Here is a 20,560-nt window from a genome sequence, read left to right on the forward strand (position 1 = left end):
CAATAGATTGGAATATAGTGAAAACCAACCATACAATAAATGCTTCTAGAGATCTAAAGTTATTAGGCTTATTAGTTGAAAGCGAAGAATTACAAATGGATGGAACAACTACCTTGGGTTCTAGTTCAACAAGTTCAGGAACGGGGTATGGATTGTATATTTCCCATTATTTAAAGTTAGATGGAATTATTGATTTGGAAGGAGAATCTCAATTAATACAAAAAAGATATACACCTACTCAATTTAGTGAAAGTATTTTAGACGCAGCTAGTTCAGGTTATATAGAAAGAGATCAACAGGGAGATGGAAATAAATTCAGATATAATGATTGGTCATCTCCAGTACAGCAAATATTTAATGGAAGTACTTATTCAATTCCAGGAAACAACACTTATAATATTTGGGGGGTTTTACGAGATGGAACAACACCTTTAAACCCAAAGAAAATTACATTTATTGGAGGTTTGGATGGACAAAATACCGATCCAATACAAATTTCAAATTATTGGTTATATGTTTATACCAATTTTACACATGACGATTATTACAGTTGGTTACGAGCAGGAAGCAATTCAATTTTAAAAGTTGGAGAAGGCTTCTTAATGAAAGGAACAGGAGGTGTGGGGTCAATAGATCAAAACTATGTGTTTGTTGGTAGGCCAAATAATGGAGATATTGAATTAACAGTTAGTGGTGATAATGATTATTTAATTGGGAATCCATATCCTTCAGCTATTGATGCTAATCAGTTTATAACAGATAATGTTGGTTCAATTACTGGAGCGTTATATTTTTGGGATCATTATGGAGGTGATTCACATTATTTATTAGATTACCAAGCAGGTTTTGCAACGTATAATTTGTCTGGAGGAGCACCAGCAACAGTTCATCCAATCAATGACCCTACAGCACCAGACGGAACAAAAGTTCCTGAGCGGTATATAGCAGTTGGTCAAGGATTTTTTATTCAAGGTAATGATGGGGTTAATCAACAAGTTTTATTCAATAATAATCAAAGAATATTTCAAACCGAAGGAAGTGGAAGTTCAATTTTTATGAAATCATCTAATACTAACTCAAAACAACTTAGTCAAATAGGAAACATAGAGGATACAAGGAAAAAATTTAGAATAGGGTTTAATGGAACTAAACAAACCCATAGACAATTGTTATTGACAATTGATGAGAATGCTTCTGATGAAATTGATTTTGGGTATGATGCTCAAATTTATAGAATAAATTCAGATGATATGTATTGGTTAATAGATGATAAAGAATTTGTGATTCAAGGAACAAATAATATATCTATCGATAAAGAGTTTCCAATTGGAATTCAGTTAATCGAAGGCGGTAAAATTTCAATTGAGGTTGATGAGTTGAAGAATGTAGAAGAAACATCATTATACATAAAAGATGCTTCAACAGGTGAGACCTTTGAAATAACAAATCAACCATTTGAAATTGAATTAGAAGCAGGTATTTATTCAGATAGATTTAAGTTAGTGTTCCAACCAAGGTTAAAAAGATTGGATGAAATTTCTTTAGAAAAAGGGATATATGTGTACATGAATAATGCCATTTCAGAATTAGAATTTAATAAAATAGTAGACACAGATATCAAAGGAATTACCCTATTCAACTATTTAGGACAACATATAAAAAATTGGAATTCTGAATTTTCCAATAGAAGGTTTTCGTTGCCATTAAATGAAGCTGCAGGTGTTTATATTGTTAAAATAGCCACTACTAATGGAGCAATAACTAAAAAAATTGTTGTAGAATAAAGGATATTATAAAAAATTAAGGAATATAGGTTAATAACCACTCTTTTAAAAATGGATTTGAACTTTCTTTTAGAAGTTCAAATCCATTTTTTTTATAAAAAGAAGCTAATGAAAATTCTTCAATTGTAAGCCAATACTTTTGTTTTGGATGCTTGGTTTTTAAATTTAACAACCATTTTGATGCCAATTGTTGATTTCGTTTAGAAGGAATTACCCATACATAACCAATATAAAAATAACTGAGTTTGTATAAATAATCGTTTGAAATTTCAAATTCGTTTTTATGAGGATGGTTTTTTGAAAAAACAATGCCCCCAGCTACAATAGTATTGTTTTCTTTTAAAACATAAATTGTAGCAGAATTTTTAAAAATTGACCAATAAGGAACAATTAAATTTTGCCACTCTTTGGGTAAAATGTTAAAAAATGGTATTGGATTATTTATTTTATAAAATTTTGGAATCATTTTAATTAATTTAAACTAAAATTAAAGCAAGCCCCAAGACCAAAGTTTATCAGAATCTTCAAACCATCTATCTCCAATGTCAGTTCTGTAATAACTGTTGTTTACAATAATATTATTGATCCTGTTATACATCATTTTTTGAGCGTCTTTCATAGTTGTTCCAGTACCAGAAATTAATAAAGCAATGCCAGTATTACCTGTAATTAACCATTCATCATTAATATTTTTTAAATGCATTGGATGCACACCTTCTTTTAATTCTTTTTTAAAAATAACTACAGAATCTTTTGAAAATAAATTGAATGTTTTTTTGTCTTCAAAAGGAAAAGGAGGAACTACAATAAAAGCACCAATTTGAAATCCTTTTTTTACGTTGATAGTAAATTTTTCTCCATTCGCAATTTTATAAAGCAAATTACCAATAGGCTCATTTATACCAGCTCGTTGAATAAATATTTGAGGAAACCCAAACCTAGAAGTAAACTCTAAAGGGTAAATGCCATTGCCATTAACAATACAATTAAGGTCAATATGCCCAATAAAATGATTTTTCTCTAAAGTTTTTTCAAATTTCTTTAAGGTTGCTTCAAAAATTGGAGAGCTTTTTACCCAAAACATGCTAGTACCCATTTCTCCAGTAGAGACTCCCAATTCTTTAGGAAACAATTTTTTATGTTCAAAAGTAATGTTTAATGGTAACAAAAATTCTTTTCCATTAAAAAATGCTGAAACAGAAACCTCCACTCCTTTTACTTTACGTTGGAGTTGAAATTTCCCAAAGTTATTTCCCCAAGATTTTTCATATGCTTGTAAAACCCTAATTACATCTAGCCCAGATTCATCGTTGCCAACAAATAATAATTGTTTTAATTCTTGAATTTCTCCGCAAGGTTTAATAACATACATATCTGGGTTTTGTTTGATGTACTTAATGGCATCTTCAAAATTTTGAAACTCTTTTGAAGGAAGTACTTTTACCTTATGTTTTTTAAGTTCATTTTGTCCAAAGTTTCTATCGAGTTCTAAAGAGTCTGTATATTGAGAACCTCCAAAAACAATTTTTTTTGCAGCTCTCAATTCTTCACAAATTTCACCATATCCAGTATAATCAAATACTACAATATCAGCCCATTGAAGATGTTTTTTCCAATCTTGAACTTTTTGAACAAAACCATGCCCAATTTCTTTTGAGGGTTTGTCTTCAATAAATAATTTTACAGAATTACCTTCTTGCTGTGTAGTATAAGCAATATCTAAAGATTCACCCCAACGAGATATAAATAAAAAATTTCTTTTAGAGTTTCCTATTTTTAATTGATGTGTAGTTTTTTTCACCTACTTATTTTTTAACTTCATTTGATTATTTTTTAAGAATATAAAAAATGGGAGGTTTAACTCCCATTAAATTATTCTTCCATTTCTAAATTAACAATAACATAGGCCTCATATTCTTCATCATATTCATCGGTCTTTGTTACAATTTTATAGGTTATTTTAAAATTTTTACCAATATATTTTTCTTCTGTTAGATTGTATTTTTTACTAGTTTCTTCGTTAATTTCTTCAAAACTATAAGTATTGTCATCTGTATCTGAAAAGTAATAATAGCCCTCTTCAAATCCGTCAAAAGCAGCTTTTACAGTTAAATTGTCTTGTGTATTTTTTACTGTAATTAATGAAATAAATGCAACTATTGTTAAGAGTGTTTTCATTGTTTTTAATTTTAAATTAGGGTAATAAAATAAGTTGTAAATTAATTTTGAATTATAAGATTTAATAATTCTTGAGCTTACTTTACACATCATTAGGATATGCTTTCAACTCTAGTTCTAGGATGAGAGATAAAAAATTTATTTAGCTAGAAAAGTTATAAAGTTAAACTTAGAAAAAGTTAATACATTAGCAAAGCTCAAATGAGTTGAAGTGTATTTTTGGATAGAAGTTAACTGTATGATTTGGCATTTTACACCGAAAATAATTTTTGAAAATAACTTCTGAATTTTCAAAAAACCAAATCTGAAAATTGTTTTCACGTTTTAAATCAACATGCTAAAATAGCAATTGAACAACACAAAGATAATTTAAAAACAAATAGGTTTTAAAAATATTTTTACAATATTTTAAAGAAATTTAACAAGTGTTAGTTATTGATATATAGTAGGTTATAGCTGCTGAATTTCTTTAGCTATTTTTTGAACTTCGTCAAGAACGCGTAATAAATTTTCTCCCCAAAGTTTAGCTATTTCTTCTTCAGTATAACCTCTTTTTACCAATTCAATTGTTACATTTAGAGTCTCAGAAGCATCATTCCATCCTTCAACACCACCTCCACCATCAAAATCGGAACTAATACCAACATGATTTATTCCAATTTTATTCACTAAATAATCTATGTGATTTACAAAATCTGAAACATCCACAGGTTTAGCAATGTTATAAACTTCTTTCATTCTTGGTTTTGCAAGTTTTCTAATTTCAGTATACTTATTGAAATATATTTCACGGGCTTCTTTTTCCATTTTTCTAACATCACTCCAAGGTATAATTTTAAAGTTATGATCGCTCGCAATTTCATTTAAAATAGATTTAGTAGCATCGTTAAATTTTTTGTTTTTTTCTGAATTAACATAGGTGCCAAATGCTACCGTTTGAACAACGCCCCCATTTTGTTTTAGCCATTTTAATTGTTCATCATCTAAATTTCTACTGTGATTACACAAGGCTCTTGCTGATGAATGAGAAGCAATAATAGGAGCTTTGGATAATCTTATCATATCTCGCATTGCTTCTTTTGAAGGGTGAGAAACATCAATCATCATTCCCCATTTATTCATTTCAGTAATTACTTTTTCACCTAATTTACTAACACCATTATGTAACCAAACATTATCTTCTTCTCCAGTATTTGAATCACATAACTGACTATGTCCATTATGACTTAACGACATATAGCGAGCACCTAAATCATAAAATTCTTTAACTCTGCTAATATCTGTTCCAATGGGGTAACCATTTTCTATACCAATCATAGCAACTTTTTTGCCTTTTTTATGAATTTCTTTCACATCTTTTGAAGTTGTAGCCAATTCAATTTCATTTGGCGCCAGTTCATTTGTTAATTTATGGATGGCATTAAATTTAGAAATGGCATTTTTGTATGCATTGTCATAACCTTCTTTATTTAATTCACCTTGACCCGTATAAACAATAAACCATGAAACATCAAGCCCTCCTTTTTTCATTTTTGGTAAGTTTACCTGATTGTCTAGTTCTTGAGTATAATTAAGACTATCTGTAAAATTTTTGATATTGATATCGTTATGAGTATCAATAGTTAAAACTTTTTCATGAATTTTAGTTGCTATAGTAAGCAAGTTAGGAGTTTCTTCAGTAGGTTTCACAATTTCTTTTTTTTCATTTTTACAAGAAACATTTAATAATATTAAAGAAAATAATAGCAAATATTTATTCATTTTTTTATTTTTAAGAGTTTAAAAATAAGTATTTTAAAATAATTTATGGAAATTTATTTCTAATTGTAATATTTTAGGGGTTTACATTTAATTTTTCTTAAAAAAAGAGTTGTTGATTTTTACAAAATTAAATGTAACTTGTAAACTTAATAACTAATGCAAATTTTTAAAATGCCACACTTAAAAACTTTAATTAAAACTAACTTTAAAATTTTAATAACACTGTTGTTTTTAACTTTTTTTATACAGAGTTGTAAGGTGTATAAAAGCCCTACAACATTAAATCAGGCGGCTTTAAGTGAAGAGGAAGGTTATGTTAAAGTAACCATGTTAAATGGAGATGAATATATTTACGAAAGTATTATTATTCAAAATAATCAATACTATGGAATTAGCACAGTAGATGGAAAGAAAGTTGAAACAGCGCTTTTGAATGAACAAGTGCAAGATGTACAAAGAGTAAATAAAAAGTCTTCAAACTTTTTTGGTTTTTTTGGAATTTTAGTGGGAGTTGGCTCTATTATTTTAGGAGTTACAATGCTTTAGTTTTCTTTAAAATTATTTAACCCCAAATTAAACTTTGAATAGTAATAAAAAAATAGAGCAACTGAAATCAGTAGATTTATCATTAAATGAAATTAATTTAATTGCTGTTTCTTGTGATGAGAATGGTAATATTACCTACGTTTCTCCTGCTACCGAAAGCATCATTGGATTTAAGCCTGAAAGTTTATTGGGTGATAAATGGTGGGATTTAACCTATTTTTCAAAAGAAGAAGGACAAATTTTTAAGCAAAAATTATGTAAAACTATTGCAAAAAAGGAGACTTCAAATCCCAAACCATATGATAGAAAATTAAAATGCAAAGATGGAAGTTTAAAATGGATTGAATTTAGAGACTCTTTTACAGTAGATAATAGGTTTGTTTCTGTAGGAGTTGATATTACTGAATGGAAAAAAAATGAAGAAATTAAGGTGCAATCAGATACTATAATTAATAGTATTGATAGCATCGTTTTAGTTTCCGATATTGATGGAAATGTGATTTTCGCATCTCCTTCAGTAACAAAAATGATTGGCTATGCTGTTGATGAAATAATGGGTGATAAATGGTGGAAGGTAACCTATGACAATGAACACAATGCAAACTATATTAAAAACTCTATTTATAAAGAAGTATTTCTTGATCTGAAAAAAGATGCTAACTTTTCTAGACAAAAAATTAAAACAAGAGAAGGAACTTATAAATGGATAGAATGGCAAATTTCAAAAGGGGTAAATAATACCTATATATCAATAGGAACAGATGTTACAAGTAGAAATTTGACTGAAATTGAACTGAAAAAAGCCAAAGAATTTGCCGAAGAGTCTTTAAAAGCTAAAAATGAATTTTTAGCCAATATGAGTCATGAAATAAGAACTCCTTTAAACGCAGTTATTGGTTTTACCGACTTGTTATTAGAAACAAATTTAAGTGCTGAACAAATTGAGTATTTAAAAACAATGCAAAATTCGGGTAATATTTTACTTTCATTAATCAATAATGTTTTAGACCTTTCTAAATTAGAATCAAATAAATTAACAATTGAAGAAATTCCTTTCAATTTGCACAACAAAGTAAAAGAAGTTGTGAAATTAATGAAAATAAAAGCCGATGAAAAAGGAATAAATTTAAATTTAATAATTGAAAACGGAACACCTACTCAAGTTAAATCAGACCCTACTAAAATTGGGCAAATTTTACTTAACTTAATTGGTAATGCTGTAAAATTTACCAACGAAGGATCCGTAATTCTAACGGTTAAACCATTACAAGAAGAAGGTAAGATTAGAAATGTTTATTTTGAAATTAAGGATACAGGAATAGGTATCGTTTCCAATAAAATAAACACTGTTTTTGGAGCTTTTACACAAGCAAAGAGTGATACTTCAAGAATATATGGAGGGACTGGGCTTGGGTTAGCCATTGTAAAAAAATTAGTAAGCCTTTTAAAAGGAACTATTAAAGTTGAAAGTGTTTTTGGAAAAGGAAGTGTATTTAAATTAACCTTGCCATTAAAGCAAATTTCAAAACAAGTAAGTGATGATAAATTAAATTTAAATCATTCGCAAGAACAACAGTTAGATTTAAAGGTATTATTAGTTGAAGATAATAAAACCAATCAGTTGTTAGCTAAAATTAGATTAGAAAAATGGGGATGTAAAGTTGCCATTGCTAACAATGGGATAGAAGGAGTTAAGCTAACACAAAAAGAGGATTTTGACATTATTTTAATGGATATTCAAATGCCTGTAATGGATGGTTTTGAAGCTACAAAAATAATTAAGAATGATATTTCAGAAAAAGCTTCCAAAATACCAATTATAGCGATGACAGCTTACACCTCCAATGCTGAAATTAATAGAGCTATGAATTATGGGATGGAAGATTATATTTTTAAACCATTTAAGCCAACCGAACTATTTGATATCCTTAAAAAATATGGGAATGTAGTAAAAGCTAATCATGATAAAGAAAAGGAAAAAGAAGAAGTTCAAGTAACTCCAAAAAACAATAACTATAAAAAATATACAGATTTAAAATTTTTGAAAGAAGAGTCATTAAATGAAGATTCTATCTTAATTTTATTAATTGAAATTTTTATAAAAGATTTTGAAGAATATTTAAAAACATTTGAAATAGAGTTTAAAAATAAAAATTGGGAAAAATTACATGCTGCCACACACAAAATTAAACCTAATATTAGTATGTTTGGAATAGCAAAATTAGATCCAATAATTTTTTCTTTAGACACAAAGTTTAAAAATGAAACAAATTTAGAAGATGTAGAAATACTCTTTGAAAAGTGCAAAGAAATTTTTAAAATTGTTAAAGTTGAGCTTTTAAACGAACTAAAATCATTAAACCATGAATAATCTTAAAAAAGTTGTTTTAGCTGAAGATAATTCTACCCTTTCTTTATTATTAAAATTTAGGTTAGAAAAAGAAGGCTATGAACTTTTAATAGCTGAAAATGGTAAAGAAGCTATAGAGCTTATTGAAACGCATGAACCACAGCTTATATTAACAGATATTATGATGCCGTTTATAAGTGGCCTTGAAGTAATTAGTCATGTAAGAAATAAGCTGAAAGTTCAAACACCAATTATTGTTTTTTCAGCTGCAGGTCAAGAAGAAATGGTTTTAAAAGCATTTAATTTGGGGGCTAATGATTTTATGGGAAAGCCTTTTAGCCCAAATGAATTGGTGATAAGAGTTAAGCGACTTTTAGCATAATTTATTTTAATTTTAAGATTATAATGATCGATTTTCAACATCTTTTAACGTATTTAGAACAACTGCCATTGTTGGTAAAAGTCGTTTGGATTTTGATAGGGTTTTTAATTATTTTCATTATTCTTCTAATTTTTTACCTTAAATATTTAAGAGGGTATTTAAGAAAAAAAGAAACCATATCAAAAAAGCTCTTCACTGAATATGAAGCCAATCTCATTAATTTTTTATATTCTCAAACGGAAGAAGAAATTAATGAGGAACAACAAATAATAGTTGATAAAATGAAAACTTGTATTACAAACAAGTTTAAAAGAAAAATATTTATTTCGGTAATGTCTAAATTAAAAAATGACATTTCTGGGGAAATGGCTGATTCAATTAATAATTTATACATTAAAACAAATCTTATCAATCATTCCATTACAAAACTTAAAAGCAATAAATGGTATGTAATTACTGCTGGAATTAAAGAATTAAACCTTTTTGAAATAACCAATGTATTTGAACAGGTAAAAAAACATGAAAATCATCCAAAACAAGAAGTTAGAAATGAGGTTCAACTATATTTTGTTAGTTTATTTCACTTCAAAGGGTTAGATTTTTTAAATACGTTAAAATCTCCCATTTCTGAATGGAATCAAATACAACTATTAGAAATACTTCAAAAATTTGATGATCAAGAAATTTCTGACATCACTCCTTGGTTAAAATCAAGTAATGAGTCCGTGGTTTTGTTTAGCTTAAAATTAGCCAAAATTTACAATCAATTTCAAATAATTGATACCCTTTTAGAATTATTAAATCATCAAAGTAAAATAATAAGGTTAAAAACTATTGAGGTTCTTAATTATTTTCAAGTAAATGAAGCTAAGAAAATACTAAAAAATAATTTCAAAAATAGCAGTGAAGATGAGCAAATAGCCTTTTTTCAAATGCTAGAAAATACAGTTGAGATAACAGATGAAGAATTTATAGTGCATAACACAAAGCACGTTAATTTTCAAGTGAGAGTTTTAGCGTTAAAAATTTTAAAACGTTTAAATAATAAAAAATTACTAGATTTAAAAAATAAAGCAACCAATGATGAGGATAAGTTAATATTTAACTATTTGGAAAACAATTAATTATGGATAGTAATACGGTAAGAATCATTCTCTTAATAATACATTATTTATTTTTTATTTATGCCTTCTCTGTTGTAGTATCTTATATTTTATTGGCAATAATTTCAGCTATTGAATCATTTCATTATATGAAAAAAAATAGCTTTGTTAATTATAATGAAATTTTATCTTCAAATATTTCACCTTCTATTTCAATTATAGCTCCTGCCTATAATGAAAGCTTAAATATTGTTGAAAATGTTCGATCATTGCTCTCAAATCACTATGTAAATTACGATGTAATTGTGGTTAATGATGGAAGTAAAGATGATAGTTTAGAAAAACTTATTGAAGCCTACGATTTGGTAAAAATTGACTATTTAATCAATCCTCAAATTAAAACTCAACCGCTTAGAAATGGAATTTTTAAATCTACCAATCCAGCATTTGAAAAATTAATAGTTATTGATAAAGAAAATGGAGGAAAAGCAGACGCTTTAAATTTTGGGTTAAATATTTCGAACAATCAGTATGTTGTTTGCATAGATGTAGATTGTTTACTGTTAGAAGATTCGCTTCAAAAAATGATTAAACCATTTTTAGAAGTTACAGATTCTAAAGTAATAGCTTCAGGTGGAGTTATTAGAATTGCAAATTCTTGTACCATAAAAGAAGGAAAATTGTTAGACGTTAATTTGCCTAAAAAATTTATTGAAATTTCACAAATTTTAGAATACTTAAGATCGTTTTTGTTAGGTAGAATGGCCTGGAGTAGATTAAATGGGTTATTAGTAATTTCAGGTGCATTTGGTATGTTTGAAAAAAAATCTGCCATTGCTGTTGGAGGATATGATACTAGTACTGTAGGGGAAGATATGGAAATTATTGTTCGAATGAGAAGACATATGGAAGAACAAAAAGTGAACTATAAAGTTGCTTATATCCCTGACCCTTTATGTTGGACAGAAGCTCCAGATAATTATAAAATTTTAATTTCTCAAAGAAATAGATGGACAAGAGGAACTATTGAAGTACTAAAAAAACACAGAAAAATTGGTTTTAATCCAAAATACAACCTCTTGGGGATGCTTAGTTATCCTTACTGGTTTTTTTATGAGCGTTTAGCACCAATTATTGAGGTGGTAGGAATTATTTATTTTATCATATTAATAACGCTTAAAAATGTACGTTGGGATTATGCTTTTGCATTTTTTATTTTAGCATATTTATTTTCAGTTTTTTTTACTATCGTTGCTATCCTTTCAGAAGAATTAACCTATCATCAATATAAAAAGAAAAAAACGGGTTTTAAATTAATAGTGGCTACATTTTTAGAGCCATTCATTTTACATCCTGCAATTTTATACGCTGCCATTAAAGGCAATATAGATTACTATTTCAATAAAAAATTAAAATGGGGAGAAATGAAAAGAAAAGGATTATCAAATTAAATTATACAATTACAAATGAGATTTGAAATTTTAACAAAAGGTGTAAATAAAAATATTTATTTAATTCTTTCATTAATTGTAACCTTTTGGATGTTAAGTTTATATGAGGTTTATATGACAATTTCAAATGGAATCGAAATTTCAAATATTGGAACGCATATAGCCTTTAAATTTATAAATGATTTTTGGACAGGATTGATAATTGGATTGATACTATTACCTTTTCAGCTATTAATTAGTTTTTTATTTAAACGTACAGGAATACTATTTTTTAAAATAATATTTATAATTGTTGTAATTTCTCAGTATGCTCTTGTTAAATATAGTTTAACCACTTTATTAAATTTAGGAGGAGATTTACTAGGTTATTCATTCAATGATATTAAACTTACTGTTGCTACTTCAAAAGAAGTATCAATATTATCAAGTATCCAAATTTTTATATTTCCAGTATTATTTATTGTTAGTTATTATTTATTAAAGAAAAGTATAAATAAAAGTCAATCTGTAATTTTATTATTAGTATTTGCAATTTTTTTAGGAAGTTTTAAACTAGTAATTCCTAAACTATCAGAAGATGCTTATAAAAATAAAATTAGCTTTTTGGCAACGGATATTATTAGAGTACAAAGAGAAAAAAGTAGAATAAATTCGTATAATTTAAGTAGTAGGAATGACTATCCTTTTCTTAAGCCTAACAACCAAACAACAGATGTTTTATCTCCCTTTTTTAACTCAGGTGTTGATAAACCAAATATTGCTTTTTTAATAGTTGAAGGTTTAGGAAGTGAATTTATGGATGATAATAAATATAGTGGGTTTACACCATTTATTGACTCTCTAATAACAAAATCTCTTTACTGGGAGAATTTTTTAAGTACCACTGGAAGAACTTTTGGAGTTTTGCCATCACTTATGGGATCGCTTCCCTTTGGTGAAAATGGTTTTTTAGAACTTAAAAACACACCTTCTCATATTTCGCTAATTAGTGTTTTAAAAGCCAATGGTTATACTACTTCATTTTACTCAGGAGATAATTCTAGTTTTGATAGAAAAATTAATTTTTTAGAATACAATGGAATAGATAATGTAATTGATAAAAGTAAATTTGGAAATGAATATATAAGTACCAAAGAAAATGAAGGAGGATTTTCTTGGGGGTTCCCAGATAAAGAAATGTTTAAAAAAACCTTGAAAACTTTCGATAATTTAAAACTACCAAGGTTAGATATACTTATGACATTAACAAACCATGAACCTTTCGAATTTCCTTCTAAAGAAAAATATTTCACTAAGATTGATAGTATTTTAAACTCAAGTAATCATGTAAAAATTGAGGATGAAGAGGTAAATACATATAAAGAAATTTTTGCAGCATTATTATATACAGATGACGCTATAAAGAATTTTATAACAACTTATAAAGAAAGACCTGAGTTTAATAATACCATTTTTATAATTACGGGAGATCATAGATTAATACCAATAACCCAAAAAGATAAATTATGTAGATTTCATGTTCCGTTATTAATTTACAGCCCAATGCTTAAAAAAGCTGAAAGATTTAAATCAATATCATCACATTTTAATGTAGCGCCTAGTTTGCTCGCTTATTTAATGAATAACTATAAATTTACCAGAATGGATGAAATATCTTGGATGGGTAAAAATTTAGATACAGCCAAACAATTTAGAAATATTCACCAAATACCTTTAATGAGGTATAAAGGAAATATTAATGATTTTGTATATAAAGAATATATATTATCAGATGAAAAACTATATGAAATCAATGAAAATATGGGGTTAAATAATATTATTGATGACCAACTGTTAAAAACAGTATCAGATTCATTATCAGAATTTAAAAAATTAAATGCCTATGTAACTTCTCAAAACAAAATTTTCCCAGATTCACTAAATATTTATATAGTGCCAAAATTAGAATTTACAAGCGAACAAACTGCTGAAATTGAAAAACTGACAAAAGATTTAAATTTTGATGAAATTTTTAATTTAGCTAGAAATTTAGCATTTGATAAAAAATATATAAAAGCGCGTTTATTGTGTGATTATATTTTAAATGAATTACCAAACCATGCAGATGCTAGAACATTAAAAGGTAGAACACTTGCCTGGGAAGGAAACTATGAAGAGGCCGAAAAAGAATTATTAAATGTAATAAAAAGAGCTCCTTATTATTACGATTGTTACCTAGCCTTGTTAGATCTTTATTGGTGGTCTGAGAAAGATGAAAAATCAATAGAAATCGCAAAAATAGCATACAATAATGAGTTAGATAATAGTGAAATTAGTTTTAAATTGGCAAAAGCTTATCAAAGGCTAAATAATACTGATAAGGCAATTAAAATAATGGATAGTTTAGTTAATTTATATCCAGAAAATATTACGTATCAATCTTATAAACAATCATTAAATTAAAATGAAAAAGTTCAAGATATTATTAGTTTTTGTGTTGTTATTAAGTATTAATTTATCAATATTTTCTCAACAAAAAGAGTTTAAAGGAAACCCAGATACGGCATTTGAGGTTGCAAGAGAACTAGCATTTAATGGAAAGCGTAAACAAGCTCAAGATTCGTTATTATTAATTTTAACCAAGTACCCTAACTATCATGACATCCGTTCATTTTTAGCAAGCACCTATTCTTGGGATGGAAATTACAAACAAGCAAAACAAGAATTTAAATATATTTTAGATAGAGATCTTAAAATTAAAACTACTTGGGTTGCTGCAATTAATAATGAGTTATGGTCAGATGCACCTTACAACGCTTTAAAAATGGCAAATGAAGCTTTAAAACACTTCACAAAGGATGAAGAAATTTTATTATTGAAAGCCAAAGCAGAACAAAATTCAGAAAACCCAGAAAATGCCTTAAAAACAGTAGAATCTATTTTAAAAAATAATCCAGAAAGCGAAAAAGGGAAAGCTTATAAAGCTAATTTAAATCAAGTACTACGATTTAATGCAATAGGAATAAGTTCATCGGTAGATTTATACTCTGAAGTTTTTGACCCAATGCAATATCATACATTCAAATATAAAAGACTTACAAAGTATGGAAGTATTATTGCTAAAATTAATTTTAATAGAAGATTTAATGATAATGGAGCGCAATTTGAAGTAGATTTATACCCAAGAATAGCCAAAGGATTGTATGCCTATTTAAATATTGGATTTTCAAACTCATATCTTTATCCTGATGTTCGATTTGGAGCAGAGTTGCACAAATCATTACCGCATAGTTTTGAAATGTCATTAGGAATTAGAACGTTAAAATATTCTTCAACAACAAATATATATACAGGTTCTATAGGTTGGTATACAGGAAATAGTTATTGGTCTTTCAGGCCATACATAACTCCAGGCGACTCTGGGTCAAGCGTTTCAGGTACTTTAAATTATCGTAAATATAGAAGTGATGCTGATAACTATTTTAGCATAGCAGCAGGAATCGGATTTTCACCAGAATTTAATCGTTTTAAATTTGATGGAGAAGAAGAAGAAATTATTAAGTTACAATCTCAAAAAATTAATTTAGGGTATTATTTTACTTCTAAAAATAAACAACATGCATGGGGAACCAAATTTGGAGTTGCTCATCAAGAAATTAGTTTTAATCCAGGCAGCTATTTTTGGATATATTCATTAGCACTTTCTTGGGAGTTAAAATTTAAATAGCACAAATAAATGAGCAAAGAAATTGAACGGAAATTCTTGATTGTCAATACAAGTTTTAAAAAAGAAGCAATTAAAAGTTATAAAATTGCCCAAGGTTTTTTATCAACGGTACCTGAAAGAACGGTTAGAATTAGAATACAAGATAATCAAGGTTTTATCACTATAAAAGGTATTGGTAATAAAACTGGAACCACTCGTTTTGAATGGGAAAAAGAAATTGATATCAATGAAGCCAATAGCTTATTAGCAATCTGTGAACCTTCAATCATTGAAAAAATAAGGTATATAATACCAACTAATAATCAACTTTTTTTTGAAGTTGATGAATTTTTGGGCTTAAATAATGGACTTATAATTGCCGAAATTGAATTACCATCTGAAGATGCCGACTTTAATAAACCTTATTGGTTAGGCAAAGAAGTTACAGGAAAAGCATCGTACTACAATTCAATGTTGACAAAAAAACCGTTTACTAAGTGGTAAATAATATTTATATTGCAAATCTTATAAAAAAGCACCATAAAAATAGACTATGATTGAACTTGCAGGAATTATAATTTTAGGAATTATTGCACAATGGTTTGCTTGGAAATTTAAAATCCCTGCTATTTTACCACTTATTTTAATAGGTTTAATAGTAGGACCGCTTTCAACATTAGTTTCTTATGATGGTACTAAATGGTTAGAGCCTGTATGGAATGGAACGGAAGGACTATTCCCCGATGAAAAATTATTTAGTTTTGTTTCACTAGCCATAAGTATTATCCTTTTTGAAGGAGGTTTAACCTTAAAAAAAGAAGAGATTTTAAATGTTGGCCCCGCAATTGTTAAGTTAATTTCTATAGGCGCATTAATTACATTTTTAGGTGCTGGAATTGCCGCTCATTATGTTTTTGATTTAAGTTGGTCAATTTCTTTTTTGTTTTCGGCTTTAATTATTGTTACAGGACCAACTGTAATTGCTCCAATTTTAAGAAATATACCTCTTAAAAAAGATATTTCAGCTGTTTTAAAATGGGAAGGTATTTTGATTGATCCAATAGGTGCTTTGGTAGCGGTATTAGTATTTGAATTTATAAGTGTTGAAGCCGGTTATGAATACACCAAAGAAGCTTTAATTGAATTTGGAAAAATTGTAATCATAGGGCTTTCCATAGGTTTTACATCTGCTTATGCTTTGTTTTATGCAATTAAATTTAATATAATTCCTAGGTATTTATTAAATGTAATTACACTGGCAGGAGTATTAACAGTATTTGTTTTATCAGATTTATTTGCACACGAATCAGGTCTTTTAGCAGTAGTTGTAATGGGAATGGTACTTGGAAATATGAAAGTAAAAGAATTAAAAGAAATTTTATATTTTAAAGAGTCCCTAAGCATTTTATTAATATCTATTCTATTTATTTTATTGGCAGCAAATATCAACTTAGATGATATGTTACTATTGTACAAATGGGAAACTTTAGTACTTTTTGCAATTGTAATTTTTGTGCTAAGACCATTATCAGTATTTTTAAGTACTTCAGGTTCTGGATTAAAATTGAATGAAAAATTATTTATTAGTTGGGTAGGACCTAGGGGTATTGTAGCCGCTGGAATAGCTTCATTGTTTGGTTTAAAACTAGCTATGCAAGGTGAATCAGATGCAGAATATATTACGCCATTGGTGTTTATGATTGTTTTAGGAACCGTTTTGTTAAATGCTACAACAGCTCGTTTATTTGCTAAATTAGCAGGAGTGTTTTTAAAATCTTCTGAAGGTATTATTATTGTTGGCTCTTCAAATTTTGCAAGATTAATAGCTACTTATTTAAAGAAAAATAATAGAAGAGTTGTACTAATTGATAGTAATATTGAAAATATAAACAAAGCTAAATCTTTAGGATTAGAGGCTATTGAAGGAAATGTTTACTCTGATGAGTTATTAGAAGATATTGAACTAAACGATATTGGATTTTTACTAGCCCTAACTGGAAGCCCTGCAGTTAATAATTATGTAATAGAAAAATTCTCACCAATTTTTGGTGAGAATGGTGCTTTTAGATTAATCTCTACAGATGAAATGAAACAAGGAGAAGATGTTAAAAGCAATCAATTATTCACCCATAATGACGATTATATTAACTTAAGTGAAGTGGTGCGTGACTTTCCATTAGTAAATGAAGTAACTATAAATTCTCCTGAACATTATAAAAGTTTATTAAAAGAAATTAACGAAGAAACACACTCTATACCTATGTTTATTAAGGATAAGAAAGGTGAAATTCATATTATTTCTTCTTTAGATATGTCTTTTGTTATAGAAAAAGGAGATATTTTAATGTATTTAGGAAAAACAATTATATAAGAAGTTTTTCATTAATATTTTTATGGATTTATTTAATAACAATCCTAATCAAAACCTACTCCCTTTTGATGGAGAAGTTTTTTTGAGCCAGAATGTATTAAACATTGCCGAAATTGATTTTTTTTACCACACTTTATTGAATGCTAATTTTTGGAAACAGGATGAACTAATAATTTTCGGTAAACGAATAACTACTTCTAGAAAAGTTGCTTGGTTTGGTGACTTTAATTACAAATATTCGTATTCTAAAATTACAAAAACGGCAAAGCTTTGGACTCCAGAATTACAATCCCTAAAAAAACTTATTGAACTAAAAACCGAAGAGAGTTTTAATTCATGTTTATTAAACTTGTATCATAATGGAAGTGAAGGAATGTCTTGGCATTCAGATAATGAAAAAGAACTAGGAGAAAATCCTATAATAGCTTCATTAAGTCTAGGTGCAGCAAGAAAATTTTCTTTAAAACATAAATTCAAAAACTATAAAGTAGATATTATTTTAGAATCTGGAGACTTGTTGTTAATGAAAGGTGAAACTCAAACAAAATGGTTACATTGTTTACCTAAAACAAAAAAAGTAACTACTCCAAGAATCAATTTAACTTTTCGAAACATTATTTAAAATAACAGAGGTTTTGTTAACCAATAAGTAATAGTCTTTAAACTTTTTAATAACATACAAGTTGTTAATTGCGGTATAAAATTATAAGGGTACAAATAAAATTATTTGTGAATAATAAAAAAAACAAAAGAAAAATAGATATTGTAGTTATTTCTGATGTGCATTTAGGAACTTATGGTTGCCATGCAAAAGAATTATTACAATATTTAAAAAGTATCGATCCTACAATTGTAATTCTTAATGGTGATATTATTGATATTTGGCAGTTTAGTAAACGGTATTGGCCAAATTCTCATATGAAAGTTATAAAATATATTTTTGAATGGATTTCTGAAGGAAAAGAAACCTATTATATAACAGGTAATCATGATGAAATGCTTAGAAAATTTGTAGATTTTGAATTAGGTACTTTCACAATAAAAAATAAATTAGTCCTTAATATTAATGGAAAAAAAGCTTGGTTTTTTCATGGAGATGTATTTGATGTTACTATGCAACATTCTAAATGGTTAGCAAAATTAGGGGCAATTGGGTACGATACACTCATTTTATTAAATAAAGGTGCAAATTATTGTAGTAATTTATTGGGAAAAGGTAAAATATCACTTTCAAAAAGAATAAAAAACAGTGTGAAATCTGCTGTTAAATTTGTCAATAATTTTGAAGAAACAGCAACAAATATTGCTATTGATAATTATTACAATTATGTAATTTGTGGTCACATTCATCAACCAGTTATTAAAAATTTCAAAAATAATAAAGGAAGTGTTCAATATTTAAATTCTGGAGATTGGGTTGAAAATTTAACAGCTTTAGAATTTGTGGAAAATAAGTGGAGTATTTATAAATATGACGATTCTCATTTTAATAATGTTGAATATACTTCAATTTCTGATGAAGTAGATGTTATAGATAAATCTACTAAAGAACTTTTTGGGGAGCTTGTTGCAGATTTTTATATTCATAAGTAATATTAGCATCTATTTATGAAAATATTATACGCAATACAAGGAACCGGAAATGGACATTTGAGCCGAGCAAAAGAAATTATTCCTGCATTATTAAAAAGAGCTCAAGTCGATATTTTAGTTAGTGGAACACAGGCTGAAGTTACGTTACCATATAAAATAAAATACAAATTAAAAGGTCTTAGTTTTTATTTTGGAAAAAATGGAGGGGTTGATATTGCACAAACTTTAAATAAAAATAGCATTTTAAATGTATTTTCTGAAATTAAAAATTGCCCAGTAAAACAATACGATTTAGTCATCAATGATTTTGAACCTATTACTGCTTGGGCTTGTAAATTTAAAGGAGTAAAATGCATTTCTTTAAGCCATCAAGGAGCTTTATTTACTAAAGGTGTACCTAAGCCTTCACATAAAGATTTTATAGGGAGTTTTATCATAAAAAATTATGCAAAATGCAATCAAAATTTCGGATTTCATTTTAAAAAATACAATAATAAGGTTTATACGCCTATAATTAGATCTGATATAAGATTATTGAAAAAAGTTGAAAAAGATCATTATACAGTTTATTTACCTTCTTATTCCGATGAAAAGATCATTCAGGTATTATCAAAAATTAAAGGAATAAAATGGAAAGTGTTTTCAAAAAATGCTAAAAAATATTATCAGAAAAAAAATGTATATATAAAGCCTGTGAACAGTAAAAAGTTTGAAAAAAGCTTGGCTACTTGTAAAGGTATTTTATGTGGTGCTGGTTTTGAAACACCTGCTGAAGCTATTTACTTGAAAAAGAAATTGATGGTAATTCCAATGAAAAATCAATACGAGCAGCATTTTAATGCTACAGCTTTACAAGAATTAGGGGTGCCAGTTATAAAATCATTAAAAAAGAAACACCTTCCAACAATAGAACAATGGATAGAAAGAGGAACTACTATTAATCTAGATTTTCCTAATGAAACCCAACAACTAGTTGATCATATTTTACATGAATTTATTATTACTGAAGCATTGCAGTTGACCTAGTTATTTTGAATTTTTCCAATATTGAGGATTTGTCTCTTCAGTTTTTTGATTCCAATAATCTGGAGTTACTTTATGACCATCAAATGTTTTTAGTTTTCGTTCATATACCCATATTGTTGGATTGAACACCATGTCTGTAACTGCTATAGTGTATAATTGGGGATCTTCTTCTGATTTTCTTTTTTCTTCATCAACCACTACTTCAAAACCATTATGTTCTAATAGTTTTTTTAGAAAATCCATGCGAGTTTCGTCAATTTTTTTTTCAACAAAAGTTACTCTTGTATCTCCAATATTTCCAAAAGAATGTTTACCTTCTAAACCCATAAT

The 20,560-nt window shown here is 27.6% G+C and carries 18 protein-coding genes; 13 read left to right on the top strand and 5 right to left on the bottom strand.

What is annotated here, in order from left to right:
• A partial coding sequence (locus tag ACFQZW_RS00010; RefSeq protein ID WP_386781242.1) for a T9SS type A sorting domain-containing protein occupies positions 1-1,784 on the top strand: 1,784 nt, incomplete at its 5' end.
• Between the two features lie 16 nt (positions 1,785-1,800).
• Here the strand turns inward: ACFQZW_RS00010 and ACFQZW_RS00015 are convergent.
• From ACFQZW_RS00015 to ACFQZW_RS00030, 4 genes are all read right to left on the bottom strand, one after another.
• Complete coding sequence (locus tag ACFQZW_RS00015) at positions 1,801-2,250, bottom strand: GNAT family N-acetyltransferase (RefSeq protein ID WP_386781243.1); 450 nt, start codon at positions 2,248-2,250, stop codon at positions 1,801-1,803.
• A 21-nt stretch (positions 2,251-2,271) separates the two neighbouring features.
• Positions 2,272-3,585: a phosphoribosylamine--glycine ligase gene (locus ACFQZW_RS00020; RefSeq protein WP_298264585.1), complete on the bottom strand. Its 1,314-nt coding sequence runs from the start codon at positions 3,583-3,585 to the stop codon at positions 2,272-2,274.
• A gap of 71 nt (positions 3,586-3,656) precedes the next feature.
• Complete coding sequence (locus tag ACFQZW_RS00025) at positions 3,657-3,962, bottom strand: hypothetical protein (protein ID WP_298264586.1); 306 nt, start codon at positions 3,960-3,962, stop codon at positions 3,657-3,659.
• 450 nt (positions 3,963-4,412) lie between these two features.
• Positions 4,413-5,723 carry a dipeptidase gene (locus ACFQZW_RS00030; protein ID WP_386781244.1) on the bottom strand — a complete coding sequence of 437 codons (1,311 nt, stop codon included), beginning with the start codon at positions 5,721-5,723 and terminating at the stop codon, positions 4,413-4,415.
• Positions 5,724-5,879: 156 nt separating this feature from the next.
• Between ACFQZW_RS00030 and ACFQZW_RS00035 the strand changes: the two genes are divergently transcribed.
• From ACFQZW_RS00035 to ACFQZW_RS00090, 12 genes are all read left to right on the top strand, one after another.
• A complete protein-coding gene (locus tag ACFQZW_RS00035) occupies positions 5,880-6,269 on the top strand; it encodes a hypothetical protein (RefSeq protein ID WP_298288883.1) in 390 nt (129 codons plus the stop codon).
• A 34-nt stretch (positions 6,270-6,303) separates the two neighbouring features.
• Entirely contained in the window at positions 6,304-8,640 is a 2,337-nt protein-coding gene (locus ACFQZW_RS00040; protein ID WP_386781245.1) for a response regulator, read from the top strand.
• Entirely contained in the window at positions 8,633-9,001 is a 369-nt protein-coding gene (locus ACFQZW_RS00045; protein WP_386781246.1) for a response regulator transcription factor, read from the top strand. Before ACFQZW_RS00040 ends, ACFQZW_RS00045 begins: the two co-directional genes overlap by 8 nt.
• Before the next feature lie 23 nt (positions 9,002-9,024).
• On the top strand, positions 9,025-10,125 hold the full coding sequence (locus ACFQZW_RS00050) for a HEAT repeat domain-containing protein (RefSeq protein ID WP_298264591.1): 1,101 nt from the start codon (positions 9,025-9,027) through the stop codon (positions 10,123-10,125).
• Positions 10,126-10,127: 2 nt separating this feature from the next.
• Positions 10,128-11,555: a glycosyltransferase family 2 protein gene (locus ACFQZW_RS00055; protein ID WP_298264592.1), complete on the top strand. Its 1,428-nt coding sequence runs from the start codon at positions 10,128-10,130 to the stop codon at positions 11,553-11,555.
• A gap of 15 nt (positions 11,556-11,570) precedes the next feature.
• The gene (locus ACFQZW_RS00060) at positions 11,571-13,997 is read left to right on the top strand and encodes a sulfatase-like hydrolase/transferase (protein WP_386781247.1); all 2,427 of its coding nucleotides are present in this window, start codon (positions 11,571-11,573) and stop codon (positions 13,995-13,997) included.
• A 1-nt stretch (position 13,998) separates the two neighbouring features.
• A complete protein-coding gene (locus tag ACFQZW_RS00065; RefSeq protein ID WP_386781248.1) occupies positions 13,999-15,261 on the top strand; it encodes a YaiO family outer membrane beta-barrel protein in 1,263 nt (420 codons plus the stop codon).
• Between the two features lie 9 nt (positions 15,262-15,270).
• Positions 15,271-15,744: a CYTH domain-containing protein gene (locus ACFQZW_RS00070; RefSeq protein ID WP_298264595.1), complete on the top strand. Its 474-nt coding sequence runs from the start codon at positions 15,271-15,273 to the stop codon at positions 15,742-15,744.
• 49 nt (positions 15,745-15,793) lie between these two features.
• Complete coding sequence (locus ACFQZW_RS00075) at positions 15,794-17,611, top strand: cation:proton antiporter (protein ID WP_298264597.1); 1,818 nt, start codon at positions 15,794-15,796, stop codon at positions 17,609-17,611.
• A gap of 22 nt (positions 17,612-17,633) precedes the next feature.
• Positions 17,634-18,233, top strand: coding sequence for an alpha-ketoglutarate-dependent dioxygenase AlkB family protein (locus ACFQZW_RS00080; protein WP_386781249.1), 600 nt, complete (start codon positions 17,634-17,636; stop codon positions 18,231-18,233).
• A 107-nt stretch (positions 18,234-18,340) separates the two neighbouring features.
• A complete protein-coding gene (locus tag ACFQZW_RS00085) occupies positions 18,341-19,204 on the top strand; it encodes a UDP-2,3-diacylglucosamine diphosphatase (RefSeq protein ID WP_298264601.1) in 864 nt (287 codons plus the stop codon).
• A 15-nt stretch (positions 19,205-19,219) separates the two neighbouring features.
• Positions 19,220-20,230 (top strand): glycosyltransferase family protein, encoded by a 1,011-nt coding sequence (locus ACFQZW_RS00090; RefSeq protein ID WP_386781250.1) that lies wholly within the window; start codon positions 19,220-19,222, stop codon positions 20,228-20,230.
• Here ACFQZW_RS00090 and ACFQZW_RS00095 read toward each other — a convergent pair whose 3' ends face one another.
• Complete coding sequence (locus ACFQZW_RS00095; RefSeq protein ID WP_298264603.1) at positions 20,231-20,557, bottom strand: hypothetical protein; 327 nt, start codon at positions 20,555-20,557, stop codon at positions 20,231-20,233. It lies immediately after the preceding gene.
• Positions 20,558-20,560: the final 3 nt, after the last annotated feature.

This window comes from Lutibacter aestuarii (assembly GCF_042676885.1).
GTDB classification, from domain to species: domain Bacteria; phylum Bacteroidota; class Bacteroidia; order Flavobacteriales; family Flavobacteriaceae; genus Lutibacter; species Lutibacter aestuarii.

Coding starts and splice junctions, on each gene's coding strand:
- ACFQZW_RS00080 (WP_386781249.1), top strand. CDS start 17,634: ATGGATTTATTTAATAACAATCCTAATCAAAACCTACTCCCTTTTGAT.
- ACFQZW_RS00030 (WP_386781244.1), bottom strand. CDS start 5,723: ATGAATAAATATTTGCTATTATTTTCTTTAATATTATTAAATGTTTCT.
- ACFQZW_RS00060 (WP_386781247.1), top strand. CDS start 11,571: ATGAGATTTGAAATTTTAACAAAAGGTGTAAATAAAAATATTTATTTA.
- ACFQZW_RS00015 (WP_386781243.1), bottom strand. CDS start 2,250: ATGATTCCAAAATTTTATAAAATAAATAATCCAATACCATTTTTTAAC.
- ACFQZW_RS00075 (WP_298264597.1), top strand. CDS start 15,794: ATGATTGAACTTGCAGGAATTATAATTTTAGGAATTATTGCACAATGG.
- ACFQZW_RS00065 (WP_386781248.1), top strand. CDS start 13,999: ATGAAAAAGTTCAAGATATTATTAGTTTTTGTGTTGTTATTAAGTATT.
- ACFQZW_RS00050 (WP_298264591.1), top strand. CDS start 9,025: ATGATCGATTTTCAACATCTTTTAACGTATTTAGAACAACTGCCATTG.
- ACFQZW_RS00025 (WP_298264586.1), bottom strand. CDS start 3,962: ATGAAAACACTCTTAACAATAGTTGCATTTATTTCATTAATTACAGTA.
- ACFQZW_RS00090 (WP_386781250.1), top strand. CDS start 19,220: ATGAAAATATTATACGCAATACAAGGAACCGGAAATGGACATTTGAGC.
- ACFQZW_RS00070 (WP_298264595.1), top strand. CDS start 15,271: ATGAGCAAAGAAATTGAACGGAAATTCTTGATTGTCAATACAAGTTTT.
- ACFQZW_RS00095 (WP_298264603.1), bottom strand. CDS start 20,557: ATGGGTTTAGAAGGTAAACATTCTTTTGGAAATATTGGAGATACAAGA.
- ACFQZW_RS00035 (WP_298288883.1), top strand. CDS start 5,880: ATGCAAATTTTTAAAATGCCACACTTAAAAACTTTAATTAAAACTAAC.
- ACFQZW_RS00055 (WP_298264592.1), top strand. CDS start 10,128: ATGGATAGTAATACGGTAAGAATCATTCTCTTAATAATACATTATTTA.
- ACFQZW_RS00045 (WP_386781246.1), top strand. CDS start 8,633: ATGAATAATCTTAAAAAAGTTGTTTTAGCTGAAGATAATTCTACCCTT.